This window comes from Serratia sp. C2(1) (assembly GCF_036352655.1).
GTDB classification, from domain to species: Bacteria; Pseudomonadota; Gammaproteobacteria; order Enterobacterales; family Enterobacteriaceae; genus Serratia; species Serratia inhibens.
Genome location: NZ_JAZFBA010000001.1, coordinates 1 through 15,862, shown reverse-complemented (window position 1 = coordinate 15,862; position 15,862 = coordinate 1). Strand labels below are relative to the sequence as shown.

Annotated in this window: 13 protein-coding genes and 1 rRNA gene; 11 read left to right on the top strand and 3 right to left on the bottom strand. The window is 56.7% G+C overall.

The genetic code is table 11. The features are described from left to right. Nucleotides 1–69: 69 nt before the first annotated feature. From V2S86_RS00070 to emrB, 6 genes are all read left to right on the top strand, one after another. A complete protein-coding gene (locus V2S86_RS00070; protein ID WP_330760724.1) occupies nt 70–1,269 on the top strand; it encodes an MFS transporter in 1,200 nt (399 codons plus the stop codon). A gap of 124 nt (nt 1,270–1,393) precedes the next feature. Continuing rightward, complete coding sequence (locus V2S86_RS00065; RefSeq protein WP_330760723.1) at nt 1,394–1,726, top strand: hypothetical protein; 333 nt, start codon at nt 1,394–1,396, stop codon at nt 1,724–1,726. 135 nt (nt 1,727–1,861) lie between these two features. Then, entirely contained in the window at nt 1,862–2,380 is a 519-nt protein-coding gene (mprA, locus tag V2S86_RS00060) for a transcriptional repressor MprA (RefSeq protein ID WP_006318604.1), read from the top strand. 28 nt (nt 2,381–2,408) lie between these two features. Beyond that, nucleotides 2,409–3,860, top strand: coding sequence for an efflux transporter outer membrane subunit (locus V2S86_RS00055; RefSeq protein ID WP_330760722.1), 1,452 nt, complete (start codon nt 2,409–2,411; stop codon nt 3,858–3,860). Nucleotides 3,861–3,885: 25 nt separating this feature from the next. After that, a complete protein-coding gene (gene emrA, locus V2S86_RS00050) occupies nt 3,886–5,058 on the top strand; it encodes a multidrug efflux MFS transporter periplasmic adaptor subunit EmrA (protein WP_330760721.1) in 1,173 nt (390 codons plus the stop codon). A gap of 17 nt (nt 5,059–5,075) precedes the next feature. Beyond that, nucleotides 5,076–6,611, top strand: coding sequence for a multidrug efflux MFS transporter permease subunit EmrB (gene emrB / locus V2S86_RS00045; RefSeq protein ID WP_330760720.1), 1,536 nt, complete (start codon nt 5,076–5,078; stop codon nt 6,609–6,611). A 123-nt stretch (nt 6,612–6,734) separates the two neighbouring features. Here the strand turns inward: emrB and V2S86_RS00040 are convergent, their stop codons facing one another. After that, nucleotides 6,735–7,826: a tRNA/rRNA methyltransferase gene (locus V2S86_RS00040; RefSeq protein WP_330760719.1), complete on the bottom strand. Its 1,092-nt coding sequence runs from the start codon at nt 7,824–7,826 to the stop codon at nt 6,735–6,737. Nucleotides 7,827–8,034: 208 nt separating this feature from the next. Between V2S86_RS00040 and trxC the strand changes: the two genes are divergently transcribed. The 5 genes from trxC to V2S86_RS00015 all read left to right on the top strand — a co-directional run bounded on the left by trxC (nt 8,035) and on the right by V2S86_RS00015 (nt 14,005). After that, a complete protein-coding gene (gene trxC / locus V2S86_RS00035; RefSeq protein ID WP_212557561.1) occupies nt 8,035–8,454 on the top strand; it encodes a thioredoxin TrxC in 420 nt (139 codons plus the stop codon). Nucleotides 8,455–8,572: 118 nt separating this feature from the next. After that, nucleotides 8,573–9,277: a tRNA-uridine aminocarboxypropyltransferase gene (locus V2S86_RS00030; protein ID WP_330760718.1), complete on the top strand. Its 705-nt coding sequence runs from the start codon at nt 8,573–8,575 to the stop codon at nt 9,275–9,277. A gap of 158 nt (nt 9,278–9,435) precedes the next feature. Beyond that, nucleotides 9,436–12,084 carry a bifunctional acetate--CoA ligase family protein/GNAT family N-acetyltransferase gene (locus V2S86_RS00025; protein ID WP_330760717.1) on the top strand — a complete coding sequence of 883 codons (2,649 nt, stop codon included), beginning with the start codon at nt 9,436–9,438 and terminating at the stop codon, nt 12,082–12,084. A 153-nt stretch (nt 12,085–12,237) separates the two neighbouring features. Further along, nucleotides 12,238–13,593: a CDP-diacylglycerol--serine O-phosphatidyltransferase gene (gene pssA / locus V2S86_RS00020; RefSeq protein WP_330760715.1), complete on the top strand. Its 1,356-nt coding sequence runs from the start codon at nt 12,238–12,240 to the stop codon at nt 13,591–13,593. 79 nt (nt 13,594–13,672) lie between these two features. Next, nucleotides 13,673–14,005 carry a YfiM family lipoprotein gene (locus V2S86_RS00015; RefSeq protein WP_330760714.1) on the top strand — a complete coding sequence of 111 codons (333 nt, stop codon included), beginning with the start codon at nt 13,673–13,675 and terminating at the stop codon, nt 14,003–14,005. Nucleotide 14,006: 1 nt separating this feature from the next. Here the strand turns inward: V2S86_RS00015 and V2S86_RS00010 are convergent, their stop codons facing one another. After that, nucleotides 14,007–15,317 (bottom strand): MFS family transporter, encoded by a 1,311-nt coding sequence (locus V2S86_RS00010; protein WP_330760713.1) that lies wholly within the window; start codon nt 15,315–15,317, stop codon nt 14,007–14,009. 428 nt (nt 15,318–15,745) lie between these two features. After that, a 5S ribosomal RNA gene (rrf, locus tag V2S86_RS00005) occupies nt 15,746–15,861 on the bottom strand. Nucleotide 15,862: the final 1 nt, after the last annotated feature.

The window sequence follows — 15,862 nt, the reverse complement described above, 5'->3', positions numbered from 1 at the left end:
ATTATACATTGGTTTCATGTGCTGTCCTGCCCGATACTTCGCATCACTTCTTCTTGTGACTAAGCCCTCATGAACCCACAAAATCCACATCCGGGCCTCAGCCCGGCGCTGATTGTCCTGATCGCTATCGCCACCGGCCTGGCCGTCGCCAGTAATTATTATGCGCAGCCGTTGCTGGAAACCATCGCCAAGCACTTTGAGCTGTCGGTCAATCAGGCCGGTTTTATCGTCACCGCCGCGCAATCGGGTTACGCCGTTGGCTTGCTGCTGCTGGTCCCGCTCGGCGACATGTTTGAACGGCGCGGATTAATCGTCTTCATGACGCTGCTGGCAGCAGGCGGCATGTTGATCACCGCCAGTTCAACCACCTTGCCGATGATGATCCTCGGTACCGCGCTTACCGGATTGTTCTCGGTGGTGGCGCAAATTCTGGTCCCGCTGGCGGCAACCCTGTCGCATCCGGAAAAGCGCGGCAAAACCGTCGGTATCATCATGAGCGGCCTGCTGCTCGGCATCTTGCTGGCACGTACCGTGGCCGGGGCGCTGGCGTCGATCGGCGGCTGGCGCACCATTTACTGGGTGGCCAGCGGGCTGATGATCCTGATGGCACTGATCCTGTGGCGTGCGCTACCGCGTTACAAACTGCATTCGGGTCTGAATTATCCCCAGTTGCTGAAATCGATCTTTACCCTGTTTTACGGCACGCCGCTGCTGCGCACCCGCGCCGCGATTGGTGCGCTGTCGTTCGCCAACTTCAGCGTGCTGTGGACCTCAATGGCCTTCCTGCTGGCTGCGCCGCCGTTTGGTTATTCCGAAGGGGTGATCGGCCTGTTCGGTCTGGTGGGTGCCGCCGGTGCGCTGGCCGCCTCCCGTGCCGGGCATCTGGCGGACAAGGGCAAGGCCGGGTTGACCACTACCCTGGGCCTGGTGCTGCTGCTGCTGTCGTGGATCCCCATCGCTTTCGCTGCACAATCGCTGTGGGCGCTGATCGCCGGTATTCTGATCCTCGATCTGGCGGTGCAAGCCGTGCACGTCACCAACCAGAGCGTGATGTACCGTATTATGCCGGAAGCGCGTAACCGTCTGACTGCCGGCTACATGACCAGCTATTTTATCGGCGGTGCGCTCGGCTCGCTGCTGTCCGCTTCGGCTTATCAGCACGCAGGGTGGTTAGGCGTCGCCGCCACGGGAGGCGTTTTGTGCGTGCTGAATCTGCTGGTCTGGTGGCGCGGCAAACATCACGACCCGCAGGGACCGGCAGCGATCTGATTAGCACGCGAATAATCATATTGGAAATTTATTAGCGCCGCAGGGTATAAACGTTACTCACTCTCTGGTAATGTTCTGGGCATAAACTATTGATGTCCTATATACCCTGCGATCAGAACAAAACATGCACAGCCAAACTGCAGAAAACGTCAATTTCCCTGCCGCCAGTTCCCGCTTATTCAACGGCATCGCCGACCGTTTAGCCGTCATCATCGGCTCTTTGTCGGTGGCCTTTGCCTTCGGCATGTCGCTGCGAGTTTACGTCTTGCAGGAATCCTTTGCCCCACTCGCCATGCCCCTACCGGCCGGTTTTATCGCGCAGGGTCTATGCTTTTGTCGCAGCAAAAACATCATTTTCTCTAGGCCGATCGGCGCAGGAACCTTTGGTATATCATTAAAATCATTTATGGTTTTCAGACGGAATAACCGGTTATTTTGTGCGCCATATCACACTTAAGCTTTTTTTCGGGCGTGAGTCATTTACAAAAAACTGACAAATGACACGAATAGCTAAATTATTCACTCTGCTGAACATTTACATTATTAATCACTATCGTTACTATCTCGAACGAAATTAATGAGGCCCTAAATTATGGAAAGCTCGTTTACTCCCATTGAACAAATGCTTAATTTTCGTGCAAAACGTCAGAAGGATTTCCCTTATCAGGAAATTCTGCTGACCCGGCTGTGCATGCACATGCAAGGTAAATTGCTGGAAAATCGCAATAAAATGCTCAAGGCACAAGGGATTAACGAAACATTGTTTATGGCGCTGATTACCCTGGATGCGCAGGAAAATCACAGCATTCAGCCTTCTGAGCTAAGCTCTGCTCTGGGTTCTTCGCGCACCAATGCTACGCGTATTGCCGATGAGCTGGAAAAACGCGGTTGGATTGAGCGCCGGGAAAGCGACCATGACCGCCGCTGCCTGCATCTGCATATGACGCCCCAGGGCGAAGAGTTTCTCAGTCAACTGCTGCCACCGCAGCACAAATGTCTGCATTTCCTATGGTCCACGCTGAACAATGATGAACAGCAACAGCTTGAAAAGCTGACGCGCAAACTATTGGCACGTCTGGATCAAATGGAAATCACAGAACAGTTATCCTAATTCACAATTTCTGTTCAGGTACTTACTTATGCGATCCCCATTTAACTGGAGGTTCACCCCGCTGTTCGCGGTATTGCTGCTGGCCGGGTGTGCGTCTACCGATAATATTGCCCCGCAATCCACGCTGATGGACTCGCAGAGCCTGCAGCTGTCGCAGCCGAAAGTCAGCTCGTTGAACGTCAGCCCGCAGTGGTGGCGTGCGCTTAACGATCCGCAGCTCGATGCCCTGATGACCCGAACGCTGCAAAGCTCGCCGACGCTGCGCCAGGCCGCTGCCCGCGTGCGTGAAGCGCAGAGCGTGATGGGCCAGGCCAATGCGGCCAACGGCCCGAATCTGGATCTGAACGCCAGTACTGAACGTCAACGCGTGCCGCAAAACGTCAATATGGGGTTGGGGTATCCGCATAAGCCAATCTATGAAAGCTCCAACTCGCTGGGGCTGAACCTGGCCTATGAATTTGACTGGTGGGGAAAATACCGCAACCAGGTCAACGCCGCCAAGGCCCAGGTCGATGCGGCCCGCGCCGAGCAGGAACAGGCGGCACTGACGCTGACCAGCTCCGTGGCCTCCTCCTATTACCTGTTACAGAGCAACTTCGCACTGGAAAAACTGCTGCAACAGGAAGTGGACAACAACCAACGCCTGACAGAACTACGCCAGCGGCAATATAAAGCCGGCATCACCGGTATTGATATTCCGCAACAAACCCAGGCGCAGGCCGACAGCGCCAAACAACAGATCCTGCAGTTGCAGTCGCAGATTGAACAGCTGAAACACCAGCTGGCGGCCCTCGCCGGCCAAGGCCCGAGCGCCACGCAAAACCTGCGCCCGGTGGCGCTGCCCGCCAATACGCTGATGGCGCCACAAGGCGAACTGACCGCCGATCTGCTGGGTAAACGCCCGGATATCGCCGCCCAGCGTCAATTGGTGGAATCCTACAACCAGCGCGTCAGCGCCGCGCGTAAAGAGTTTTACCCCAGCCTGACCATTTCAGCCTTTGCCGGTCTGACCACCACCAATACCAGTGGCACCAGCCCGAATCTGTTTGAAGCGGCCAGCCAGGCCTGGAACGTGATGCCGGCGATTTCGCTGCCGATCTTCCACGCCGGTGCGCTGCGCAGCAAGCTGGGTGAGGAGTCCGCGCTGTATGACGAAGCCGTGGAATCCTATAACCAAACCATCCTGAATGCCGTGCAGGAAACCGCCGATGCCATCACCGTCCAGCAAAGTACTGCGCAACAGCAGCTGCAGGCGGCATCCGCGTCCCAATCGATGCAGCAGGTGTACCGAGTCGCAAACGCACGATACCAGGCAGGGATTATCGGGCGCGACGAACTGTTGACCAGCCAGACGCAGCTCTTGCAGCAGCAACAGGCGGAACTGACGGCCAGCAGCAATTTGTTGCAGGCGAAGATAGGACTGATCCGCGCGCTGGGCGGTGGCTATCAAGCCCCGGCCGTAGCGGATTCAAAAGCATAATAAAATAGAGAGCTTGGAGAACACCATGAGCGCAAGCGCGGAGACTCAAAACCCGCAGCAGCCGAGCGGCAAAAAAAAACAGCGTAAGTTTTGGCTGCTGTTGCTGACGGTTATTTTCATTGTTATTGGGGTGGCTTATTTAGTGTATTGGTTCCTGGTACTGCGTCATCATCAGGAAACCGATGATGCCTACGTATCCGGCAACCAGGTGCAGATCATGGCGCAGGTGAACGGCAGCGTAAACAGCGTCAATTTCGATAACACCGACTATGTCAGACAAGGTGATGTCCTGTTGACGCTCGATCCGACCGATGCCGAACAGGCGTTGGAGCGCGCCAAGACCAGCCTGGCCAACAGCGTGCGCCAAACCCACCAGCTGATCATCAACAGCAAGCAGTATCAGGCCAATATTGCCCTGCGCAAATCTGACCTGAGCAAGGCGGAAAACGACCTCAAACGCCGCGTGGTGTTGGGCAGCGTTGACGCCATCGGGCGCGAAGAGCTGCAACACGCGCGCGATGCCGTCGACAGCGCCAAAGCGGCGCTGGAAGTGGCGGTACAGCAATATAACGCCAATCAGGCGATGGTGCTGGATACCCCGCTGGAGAAACAACCGGCCATTCAGCAGTCTGCCGCGCAGATGCGCGACGCCTGGCTGGCATTGCAACGGACTAAAATCATCAGCCCGATCACCGGTTATGTTTCCCGCCGCAGCGTACAGGTGGGCGCGCAAATCGCCGCCGGTTCCCCGCTGATGGCAGTGGTCCCGGCCGAGCACATCTGGGTTGACGCCAACTTCAAAGAAACCCAGATCGCCAATATGCGCATCGGCCAATCGGCAAGCGTAGTCAGTGATATTTACGGTGATGACGTGGTGTACAACGGCAAAGTCGTCGGCATCGATATGGGCACCGGCAGCGCCTTCTCGCTGCTGCCGGCACAGAACGCCACCGGTAACTGGATCAAAGTGGTTCAGCGTTTGCCGGTGCGTATCGAATTGGATGCCAAACAGATTGCCGACCATCCGCTGCGCATTGGCCTGTCGACGCAGGTGAAGGTAGACACCACCAATCTGGACGGCCGCGTGCTGTCTGACGTGGTGCGTGACAAGCCGCTGTACCAGACCAACGCACTGGCGTTGAATCTGGCGCCGGTTGATCAAATGATCGCCGACGTGATCCATGCGAATGCCGGCTAAGCGCACGGGAGGCTACCTTGGCACAGAAACCGCTTGAAGGCGCACAGTTAGCCTGGATGACGGTCGCGCTCGCCATGGCGACCTTCATGCAGGTACTGGACTCGACCATCGCCAACGTGGCGATCCCGACCATCGCCGGTAACCTCGGGTCCTCCAACTCGCAGGGGACCTGGGTGATCACCTCGTTTGGGGTGGCGAATGCCATCTCCATTCCGATCACCGGCTGGTTGGCCAAGCGCATCGGCGAGGTGCGCCTGTTCCTCTGGTCCACGGCGCTGTTCGCCCTCGCCTCCTGGTTGTGCGGCATTTCCAACAGCCTGGGCATGCTGATCTTCTTCCGCGTGATCCAGGGGTTGGTGGCGGGGCCGTTGATCCCGCTGTCGCAAAGCCTGTTGCTGAATAACTATCCCCCCGCCAAGCGATCGATGGCCCTGGCGCTCTGGTCGATGACGGTGATCGTGGCGCCGATATTCGGGCCGATCCTCGGCGGGTATATCAGCGATAACTATCACTGGGGCTGGATCTTCTTCATCAATATCCCGATAGGCCTGTTCGTGATCCTGGTGGCGATGGCGACGCTGAAAGGCAGAGAAACCAAAACCGAGATCAAACCGATCGACACCGTCGGTCTGGTGTTGCTGATTGTCGGGATCGGTTCGCTGCAGGTGATGCTCGATCAGGGTAAAGAGCTGGACTGGTTCAACTCGACGGAGATTATCGTCCTGACGGTCGTAGCCGTAGTGGCGCTGGTGTTCCTGGTGGTGTGGGAGCTGACGGATGACCACCCGGTGGTGGATTTGTCGCTGTTCAAATCGCGCAACTTTACCATTGGCTGTCTGTGCATCAGCCTGGCCTACATGCTGTACTTCGGCTCTATCGTGCTGTTGCCGCAGCTGTTGCAGGAGGTCTATGGCTATACCGCCACCTGGGCCGGCCTGGCTTCCGCACCTATCGGGCTGTTACCCGTGTTGCTGTCGCCGATTATCGGTAAATTCGGCAACCGGCTCGACATGCGGCGACTGGTGACCTTCAGCTTCATTATGTATGCCGTGTGCTTCTATTGGCGCGCTTATACGTTTGAGCCGGGAATGGATTTTGGCGCTTCGGCCTGGCCGCAGTTTGTGCAAGGCTTCGCCATCGCCTGCTTCTTTATGCCACTGATCACCATTACGCTGTCCGGCCTGCCGCCGGAGCGCATGGCGGCGGCATCGAGCCTGTCGAACTTTACCCGTACGCTGGCGGGTTCAATCGGCACCTCGATTACCACCACGCTGTGGACCCAGCGCGAGTCGCAGCACCACTCGCAACTGGCGGAGTTTGTAAACCCTTACAACCCGCAGTCGCAGGAGATGTATCGACAGCTGGAACAGGTTGGCATGAGCAAACAGCAGGCCTCGGCTTATATTGCCAACGAGATCACTGCGCAGGGGCTGATTATCTCTGCCAACGAGATCTTCTGGCTGGCGGCGGGGGTGTTCCTGATCCTGCTGGCGTTGGTCTGGGTGGCGAAACCGCCATTCAGTTCCGGCAGCGGCGGCGGCGGCGCTCACTGAATCTCACCCAACAAAACGGGCGCCCTTCTGAGGCGCCCGTTCTTTATATTCCCGATGATACCCTGCGAATTGCGAGTTGCCTCCCATGACACAGCGGCTTCAAAGGTTCCGGTTTTCTAACCGTTACGCTTGATTTTGACGCCACCAGTCAGCCAGCAAAATGCCGGTCGCGACCGATACGTTCAGGCTTTCCACCTTGCCGGTACCGCCGATGGACACGCTCATATCCCCCTGCTGCCACGCGCTGTCGCTCAGGCCGTCACGTTCCTGGCCCAGCACCAGCACCATTTTGGCCGGCAGCTTGGCCTGCGCCAACGGCGTGCCTTTGTGGCTTGAGGTGGTGACGATGGTGTAACCCGCTTTGCGGAAGGTATCCAGCACCGACAGGAAGTCATCGGCGTTAATCGCCTTGATGTGCTCCGCGCCGCCTTCAGCAGTACGCACCGCCGCACCGGACTCCAGCACCGCCGGATCCTGTAACAGCACGCCGTTCACGCCAAAGTGGGCGCAAGAACGGACGATAGCGCCCAGGTTGTGCGGGTTGCCCACTTCTTCCAGCGCCAGCACGCAATCTTTCGCCGGGGCTTCTTTCAGATAGGTTTGCGCATCCAGACCCTGACGCTTTTTGATCAGGAAACACACGCCGCCGTGGTGTTCGGTGCCGGACGCTTTCGCCAGCTCTTCTTCATCCACCACGTGGTAGGCTTTGCGGTTAGCCGCCATCCAGCGCAGCGCTTCGCGGAAACGCGGCGTAACGGACTGCACGAACCAGGCGCGGACAATGGCGTCCGGACGGCTGGCGAACAGCGCCTGACAGGCATTCTCACCGTAGACGCGGGTTTCTTCCGCACGCTGGCGGCGCAACTGCTCCGGATCGATAAAGCTTTTGCCGCTGATGCCACCGTGATCGAACGCCGGCTCTTCTTCCGGAGCGCGTGACACGGTTTTCCACGGCGAATCATAACCGCCACGGTCTTCAGTACGCGCCGGACGGCGAGGACGATCGCTTTCACTGCGGCGAGAATCGGAGCCACGGCGATCATTATTGCCACGCGGCTTGTCCTGACCGGTACGGCCCGAGCGCGCACCGTCAGCCGGACGGCCTTTGCCGGCCGGACGTTTATTCTTGTTACGGTCGTCGCTGCTGTTGTCGTCGTCACTGCGGACGTACATCACTTTAACTTTACCGTTTTTGCCACTAAATGAATCGTTCATTGTCTTCTCCACCAACGCGCAGGGCGCGAAGATTACCTGATGTTGGGGTGCTAAGCCACCTACTTGCGCTAAAAGCTAGCAACTATCGTATCCATTGAACAAACCTCTTTGTTCAATGCCCCGTTTTTACCGATAATAACCAGCATTAAAGAAACAACTCCGCAACCTGACTGCGGCGTGGAATGCTTTCTCAGTCTCCGAGGTAAACATGAATACAGTCTGTGCAGTTTGCAATGCCACCAACCGCGTACCTGAAGAACGAGTGTCGGACGGTGCGAAATGCGGCCGCTGCGGCCACCCGTTATTTGACGGCGAAGTGATCAATGCCACCGCAGCCACGCTGGACCAACTGCTGCAGGATGACTTGCCGGTAGTCGTCGATTTCTGGGCGCCGTGGTGCGGCCCCTGCGTCAACTTTGCGCCCGTCTTCGAAGACGTTGCCGAAGAGCGCGCCGGCAAAGTACGCTTCGTGAAGGTGAACACCGAAGCCGAACCGGAACTGAGCGCCCGTTTCCGTATCCGCAGCATTCCGACCATCATGCTGTTCCGCGAGGGCAAAATGGTCGACATGCTCAATGGCGCGATGCCGAAAACGCCGTTCGATAACTGGCTCAATGAACTAGTTTAACGCAGAAAGTATAGGCGGTGTTGCCCATTGCGGGCGACACTGGCGCAATTCGAACTGGCCCGCGCGCTCCCGCCGGGCTTTTTTCTGCGCTACAATAGCGGTTTTCCCCAGGATATTTATGACTGACAACGCCGTACTCCGCCTGCGCCAATTTCGTTTGGAACGCTCTACCCGCCCTTTTCTGGCGCGCGGTAATCGCATACCGCGTTGTCAGGGCTGCCTGCTGCCCCATAAAAACTGCCTGTGCGATACCATCCAGCCACAGCCGGCGGCCAGCCGTTTCTGTTTGATCATGTTTGGTGCGGAGCCATTGAAGCCAAGCAATACCGGCCGCCTGATAGCCGATATCCTGCCGGATACCCAAGCGTTCCTCTGGTCGCGCACCGAGATCGACCCCGAGTTGCTGAAGGCGATTAACGATCCGCAACGCCAGCCTTACGTAGTCTTCCCCGCCTCCTACGCCGCCCCTGAGCGGCCGGTGTACAGCGAACTGCCTGTCGGTGGCAAACCGCCGCTGTTTATCATGCTCGACGGCACCTGGACCGAGGCGAGCAAGATGTTCCGCAAGAGCCCGTATCTGAACGCATTCCCGGTGTTTTCGCTCAATGTCACCGCCGCGTCGAATTACCAGTTGCGTGAAGCCAGCCGCACCGAGCAGCACTGCACGGCAGAAGTGGCGGCGGCGTTGTTACAGCAGGCCGGCGATACCGCCGCATCTGAGGGTTTGAACCAGCATTTTCGTTATTTCCGTCAACAATATCTGGCCGGGAAACCTACGCGCCCGGAGGCACCGGTCACAGCAAAGCTGCCGCAAAACGCCTAGAATCAGGGGTAACGTTGCCTATAGCCAATAGCATTCGAAAGACAGGTAGGCGGCAACTGAACGAATCCCTGGGAGCTTAGTTAACTAAGTGACCTGGGTGAGAGAGGGCAGCCAACACCCCTGTCTTTTGAAGGATAACGGATATAAAGGAGCCGTGCATGAGCCAGCGAGGGTTAGAAGCGCTTTTACGTCCTAAATCGATTGCCGTTCTCGGCGCTTCACAACAGCCCGGCCGCGCCGGTAACCTGATGATGAGCAACTTGCTGGCCGGTGGCTTCAGCGGGCCGGTAATGCCGGTCACGCCGCGTTATAAGGCCGTGTGCGGCGTGATGGCTTACCCGGACGTTGCCAGCCTGCCGCTGACGCCCGATCTGGCGATACTCTGCACCCACGCACAACGCAACCTGGCATTGATTGAGGCCTTGGGCAAACGCGGCTGTAAAACCGCCATTGTGCTCTCCTCCCCACCGGAACAGTTCGTCGAGTTGAAAGCCTGCGCGCAACGTTACTCGATGCGCCTGCTTGGGCCGAATAGCCTGGGCCTGCTGGCCCCCTGGCAAGGACTCAATGCCAGCTTCTCTCCGGTACCGATCCTCAAAGGCAAACTGGCGTTTATTTCGCAGTCTGCCGCCGTCGCCAATACCATTCTCGACTGGGCTCAGCAACGCGAGGTCGGTTTTTCCTATTTTATCGCGCTGGGTGACAGCCTGGATATTGACGTCGACGACCTGCTGGATTTTCTGGCTCGCGACAGTAAAACCAGCGCCATCTTGCTGTACCTGGAAAACATCAGCGACGCACGCCGCTTTTTGTCTGCCTCGCGCAGCGCTTCGCGCAATAAGCCGATACTGGTAATCAAAAGCGGCCGCAGCCAGCAGGCCCAACTGCTGCTCAATAGCCAACAAGGCCTGGACGCGGCCTATGATGCCGCCATCCAGCGTGCGGGGTTATTGCGCGTTCAGGACACCCACGAACTGTTCTCCGCGGTGGAAACCCTGAGCCATATGCATCCGCTGCGCGGTGAGCGCCTGATGATCGTCAGCAACGGCGCTGCACCGGCGGCGATGGCATTAGACGAACTGCTAGGCCGCAACGGCAAGCTGGCGCAGTTGGGGGAAGAGAGCCTGACGCAGCTCGGCGAAGTTTTGCCGGAGTCTATTCGCGCCGGTAACCCCATAGATCTGCGTGATGATGCCACGCCGCAACGTTATCTGGCGGCGGTCAAGACGCTGCTCGACAGCCACGACTACGATGCTCTGCTGCTGATCCACGCCCCAAGCGCGGCGGCTCCGGGCACCGCCACCGCTGAACGCATTATCGATACCCTGCGCCAGCATCCGCGCGGTAAACGCATCACGCTGCTCACCAACTGGTGCGGCGAATACTCTTCGCAAGAAGCCCGCCGATTGTTTACCGAGGCAGGTATCCCGACCTACCGCACCCCGGAAGGCGCGGTGACCGCCTTTATGCATATGGTGGAATATCGCCGTAACCAGAAGCAGCTGAAAGAGACCCCGGCGCTCCCGATCGGCCTTACGGCCAACACCGCCGATGCGCATAGGCTAATCCATCAGGCGCTGGCCGAAGGCGCTACGCAGCTCGATACCCACGAAGTGCAATCCATTCTGCAGGCCTATGATCTGACCACCCTGCCCACCTGGATTGCCGAGGACAGTACCGAAGCGGTGCACATCGCCGAACAAATCGGTTATCCGGTGGCGCTGAAACTGCGCTCGCCGGATATTCCTCATAAATCAGAGGTTCAGGGCGTCATGCTCTACCTGCGCACCGCCACCGAGGTCCAGCGTGCGGCGGACGCTATTCTCGATCGCGTAAAACGCACCTATCCGCAGGCCCGCATTCACGGCCTGCTGGTGCAAAGCATGGCCAACCGTGCCGGAGCGCAGGAACTGCGTATTGCAGTAGAGCAGGACGCTATTTTTGGTCCGCTGATCATGCTGGGTGAAGGGGGTATCGAATGGCGGCAGGAAAATCAGGTCGCCGTAGCCTTGCCGCCGCTGAATATGGCGCTGGCTCGCTATTTGGTGCTGCAGGCGGTTAAGGGAGGAAAGATCCGTGGGCGCAGCGCACTGCGGCCGCTGGATATTCCCGGGCTGAGCCGCCTGCTGGTGCAAGTCTCTAACCTGATCCTCGACTGCCCTGAAATCACCCGGCTGGACATCCACCCGGTGCTGGCCTCTGGCAGCGAATTCACGCTGCTGGACGTTTCCATGCAAATTGCGCCTTTCGAGGGCGATCCGCAGGCGCGGCTGGCGATCCGCCCTTATCCCCATGAACTGGAAGAAGCTATCCGCTTGAAAGATGGTTCGCAGTGCCTGTTCCGGCCCATTCTGCCGGAGGACGAGCCGGCGCTGAAGCACTTTATCGATCGCGTGACCAAGGAAGATCTCTACTACCGCTATTTCAGTGAGATCAACGAGTTTACCCACGACGATTTGGCTAACATGACGCAAATCGACTACGATCGGGAAATGGCTTTTGTCGCCGTGCGCGATGAGCAAATCATCGGCGTAACGCGTGCGCTTTCCGATCCGGACAATACCGACGCGGAATTCGCCGTGCTGGTGCGCTCGGATCTGAAAGGGCTGGGCCTCGGCCGCCAACTGCTGGAAAAGATGATCGCCTATGCCCGTGCTCACGGACTGACCCGCCTGACCGGCATCACCATGCCGAATAACCGCGGCATGATTGCCTTGGCACAACGACTGGGCTTTGGCATTGATGTGCAACTTGAGGACGGGATCGTCAATTTGACCCTGCCGCTGCAGGCTGGCGACGCGCAGTGACCTGTGTCGCAATGCGCTACGAATCCACCACTTAACGCCAAAACATACGCACAATCGGGACAACTAGTGGTATTATCGCCCGATTATTCGTTTTATTGTTTTCCCGTATTTGGCGTTCCGGCCATCTAATCATGAGAGAAGAAGCGCACTGTGATGTTGTCAAAATTTAAACGTAGCAAACATCAACAACACCTTGCACAACTGCCAAAACTCCCCCAAACGGTAGCTGATGTCCGTACCTTGTACACACCTTCCGATTACCGCACTACGCTGCTGGAATTGATCGCTAACGCCACCCATCGCATCTATCTGGTCGCTCTATATCTGGAGCATGACGACGCCGGGCGCGACATTCTCAATGCGCTTTATCAGGCAAAGCAACGGCGTCCGGAACTGGAGATTTGCATTTTGGTCGACTGGCATCGCGCCCAGCGTGGGCGCATTGGCGCCGCGGCCGCCAATACCAATGCCGATTGGTACTGCTCGATGGCAGATCAGCACCCGGGGCTGCAAGTTCCGGTCTACGGCGTGCCGGTCAATACCCGAGAAGCCTTGGGCGTGCTGCACCTGAAAGGTTTTGTTATCGACAATACCGTTATTTACAGCGGTGCCAGTATCAATGACGTTTATCTGCATCAGCACGAGAAATACCGTTACGATCGTTACCAGTTGATCACTAACGGCGCTCTGGCCGATACCCTGATCGATTACATCAAACAGCATCTGTTGGCCGCTGGTGCGGTACAGCGTTTGGATCGTGACGATCGTCCGAAAAGCCCGGAGATCAAAAACGAAACTCGCCTGTTTCGCTTCGCCCTGCGCCGTGCCGGTTATCAGTTCCGTAACAACGCGGGCAACGATGAGCTGGCGGTAACACCGCTGGTTGGGCTGGGTAAACAAAGCGTGTTGAATAAAACCATTCATCATCTGATGTCCTGCGCCGATCAGAAGCTGACGCTGTGTACCCCCTATTTCAACCTGCCGGCACTGCTGGTGCGCAATATCATTTATCTGCTGCGCCAGGGTAAACAGGTGGAAATCATCGTCGGCGACAAGACCGCCAACGACTTCTACATTCCTGAAGATCAGCCGTTCAAAATTATCGGTGCTCTACCCTATCTGTACGAAATTAACCTGCGCCGCTTTCTCAGCCGGCTGCAACGTTATATCGATACCGGCCAGCTGATTGTGCGCCTGTGGAAAGACGGTGATAACAGCTATCACCTGAAAGGCATGTGGGTAGATGACGAGTGGCAGCTGATCACCGGTAACAACCTCAACCCGCGCGCCTGGCGGCTGGATCTGGAGAATGCCATCCTGATCCACGATCCGAAACAGGAGATGCGCGAACAACGCCACAAAGAGCTGGAGTGTATCCGCACCCATACCACCGTGGTGGGCAACTACCTTGAACTGCAAAGCATTCAGCAGTATCCGGTCAAAGTGCGCAAGCTGATCCGTCGTCTACGCCGTATCCGTATTGACCGGTTGATTAGCCGTATACTGTAATCCCGCTATAATTCAGTTACCACTGACCCCGGCCAAGGCTGGGGTTTTTTGTACGCCATGACAACAGGATGTTTTCATTATGCGCCCGTTCCGCCTCTTGCTTGCGCTGCCCTTTTTGCTTCTCACGAGCGGTTGCACTCATGTGGCAAACGATAACTGGACAGGTAAGGATAAGGCGCAGCATTTCGTCGCCTCAGCGGCCTTCGCTGCCGCCGGTACCGCTTATGGCGATCACCAAAACTGGAGCGAGGCCAGAAGCCGCAGCTTCGGCCTGATGTTCTCCATTGGGCTCGGTGCCGCCAAAGAACTGTATGACAGTCGCGAAGGCGGCACCGGCTGGAGCTGGAAAGATTTTGCCTGGGACGTGGCAGGAGCAGCGACCGGCTATAGTCTGTATCACGCTACTCGCTGATTTACAGCTGCACCTCTTTCCCCTTGCGATGCAACTTCAGCGAAACGATCAGAGCCAGCAGACACATGCCGGAAACATACCAGAAGAAAGCGTTCTCCACGCCGAACGACTTCAGCGACAGGGCAACATACTCCGCAGAGCCACCAAACATCGCGTTAGCCACCGCATAAGACAGCCCGACGCCCAGCGCACGGACTTCCGGCGGGAACATTTCGGCTTTCAACAACCCACTGATCGACGTGTAAAAACTGATGATAAACAGCGCCAGGACGATCAACCCGAAAGCAACATAAGGGTTGGATACGCTTTTCAGCGTCATCAGAATAGGCACCGTCATCAGTGTGGCAAACGAAGCGAAGACCAACATTGAACTACGACGGCCAATTTTGTCCGAGAACGCACCTACCAATGGTTGCAACAGCATGTAAATAAACAATGCGGCGGTCATGATACCGCTGGCCAGCTTGGCGTCCATGCCAGAGGTATTCACCAGGTATTTTTGCATATAGGTGGTGAAGGTATAGAAACTCAATGAACCGCCGGCGGTAAAACCCAGCACCATCAGAAACGCCTTGCGGTTTTTCCACAGACCTTTCAGCGAACCGGCATCTTTATGGTTTCGGGTTTTCGCATCGGAGGTTTCATTCAGCGAACGCCGCAGGTACAGCGCAACCACAGCCAACACGGCGCCCAGCGCAAATGGAATGCGCCAACCCCAAGCTTTCAACTCTTCCGTAGAAAGGATTTGCTGCAACGCGACCAGGACCAATAGCGCCAGCAATTGGCCGCCAATCAGCGTCACATATTGGAAAGAAGCATAGAACCCACGCTTTCCCTTGATTGCCACCTCACTCATGTAGGTAGCGCTGGTGCCGTATTCACCGCCAACGGACAGGCCCTGGAACAATCGAGCAACCAATAACAACACCGGCGCCCAACTGCCGATCGAGTCATAGGTTGGCAAACAGGCGATCACCAGCGATCCGGCGCACATCATGCAGACCGAAATCAACATCGAATTTTTGCGGCCATGTTTATCAGCAATATAACCGAACAGCCAACCGCCAATCGGGCGCATAAAAAAGCCCGCGGCAAAGACGCCAGCGGTCTGCAGCAGTTGGGTTGTGCTGTTGCCGGCGGGAAAGAACGAGGCGGCGAAATAGATCGAGCAGAAAGAGTAAACGTAAAAATCGAACCACTCCACCAGGTTGCCCGATGAAGCGCCCACGATAGCGAAAATACGCTGCTTTTTATCCTGAACCGCCAGATCGGCGGCATCCCCATCCCCAATAACCGAGGTTGTTTCTGTCATATTGTTTTCTCCGAGCCAGATAAGTAGTGAAGTCGGCGTCCTGCCGTTTAATTATTACTTTTTTGTTATGTTTAAGTTAACAATTAAACCTGATAGCAGGCGAAGGATATCTGGTGAAACGGGAAGTAAAGCGCGGGTTTTGTGATGAATATTAAATAGTGAAATGAAAATAAGAGGAGATTACAGCTTGTTTTTTGCAAAGCAAAAAGCCCCATGCTTTCGCATGAGGCTTTCGACTTTGTTTGATGCCTGGCAGTGTCCTACAATACTCGTCTCATCCTGAGACTCGCCCCTTCCGGGCCGCCGCAAGCGGCGTTAAAGTCCGTTCCCGACGGACTTTTCGCATGCCCATGCTCGAATAGAACACCCAAAAATAAATAAAACAAAAAGCCCTACGCTTTCACGTAGGGCTTGTTGCTTTATTTGATGCCTGGCAGTGTCCTACTCTCGCATGGGGAGACCCCACACTACCATCGGCGCTACGGCGTTTCACTTCTGAGTTCGGCATGGGGTCAGGTGGGACCACCGCGCTATTGCCGCCAGGC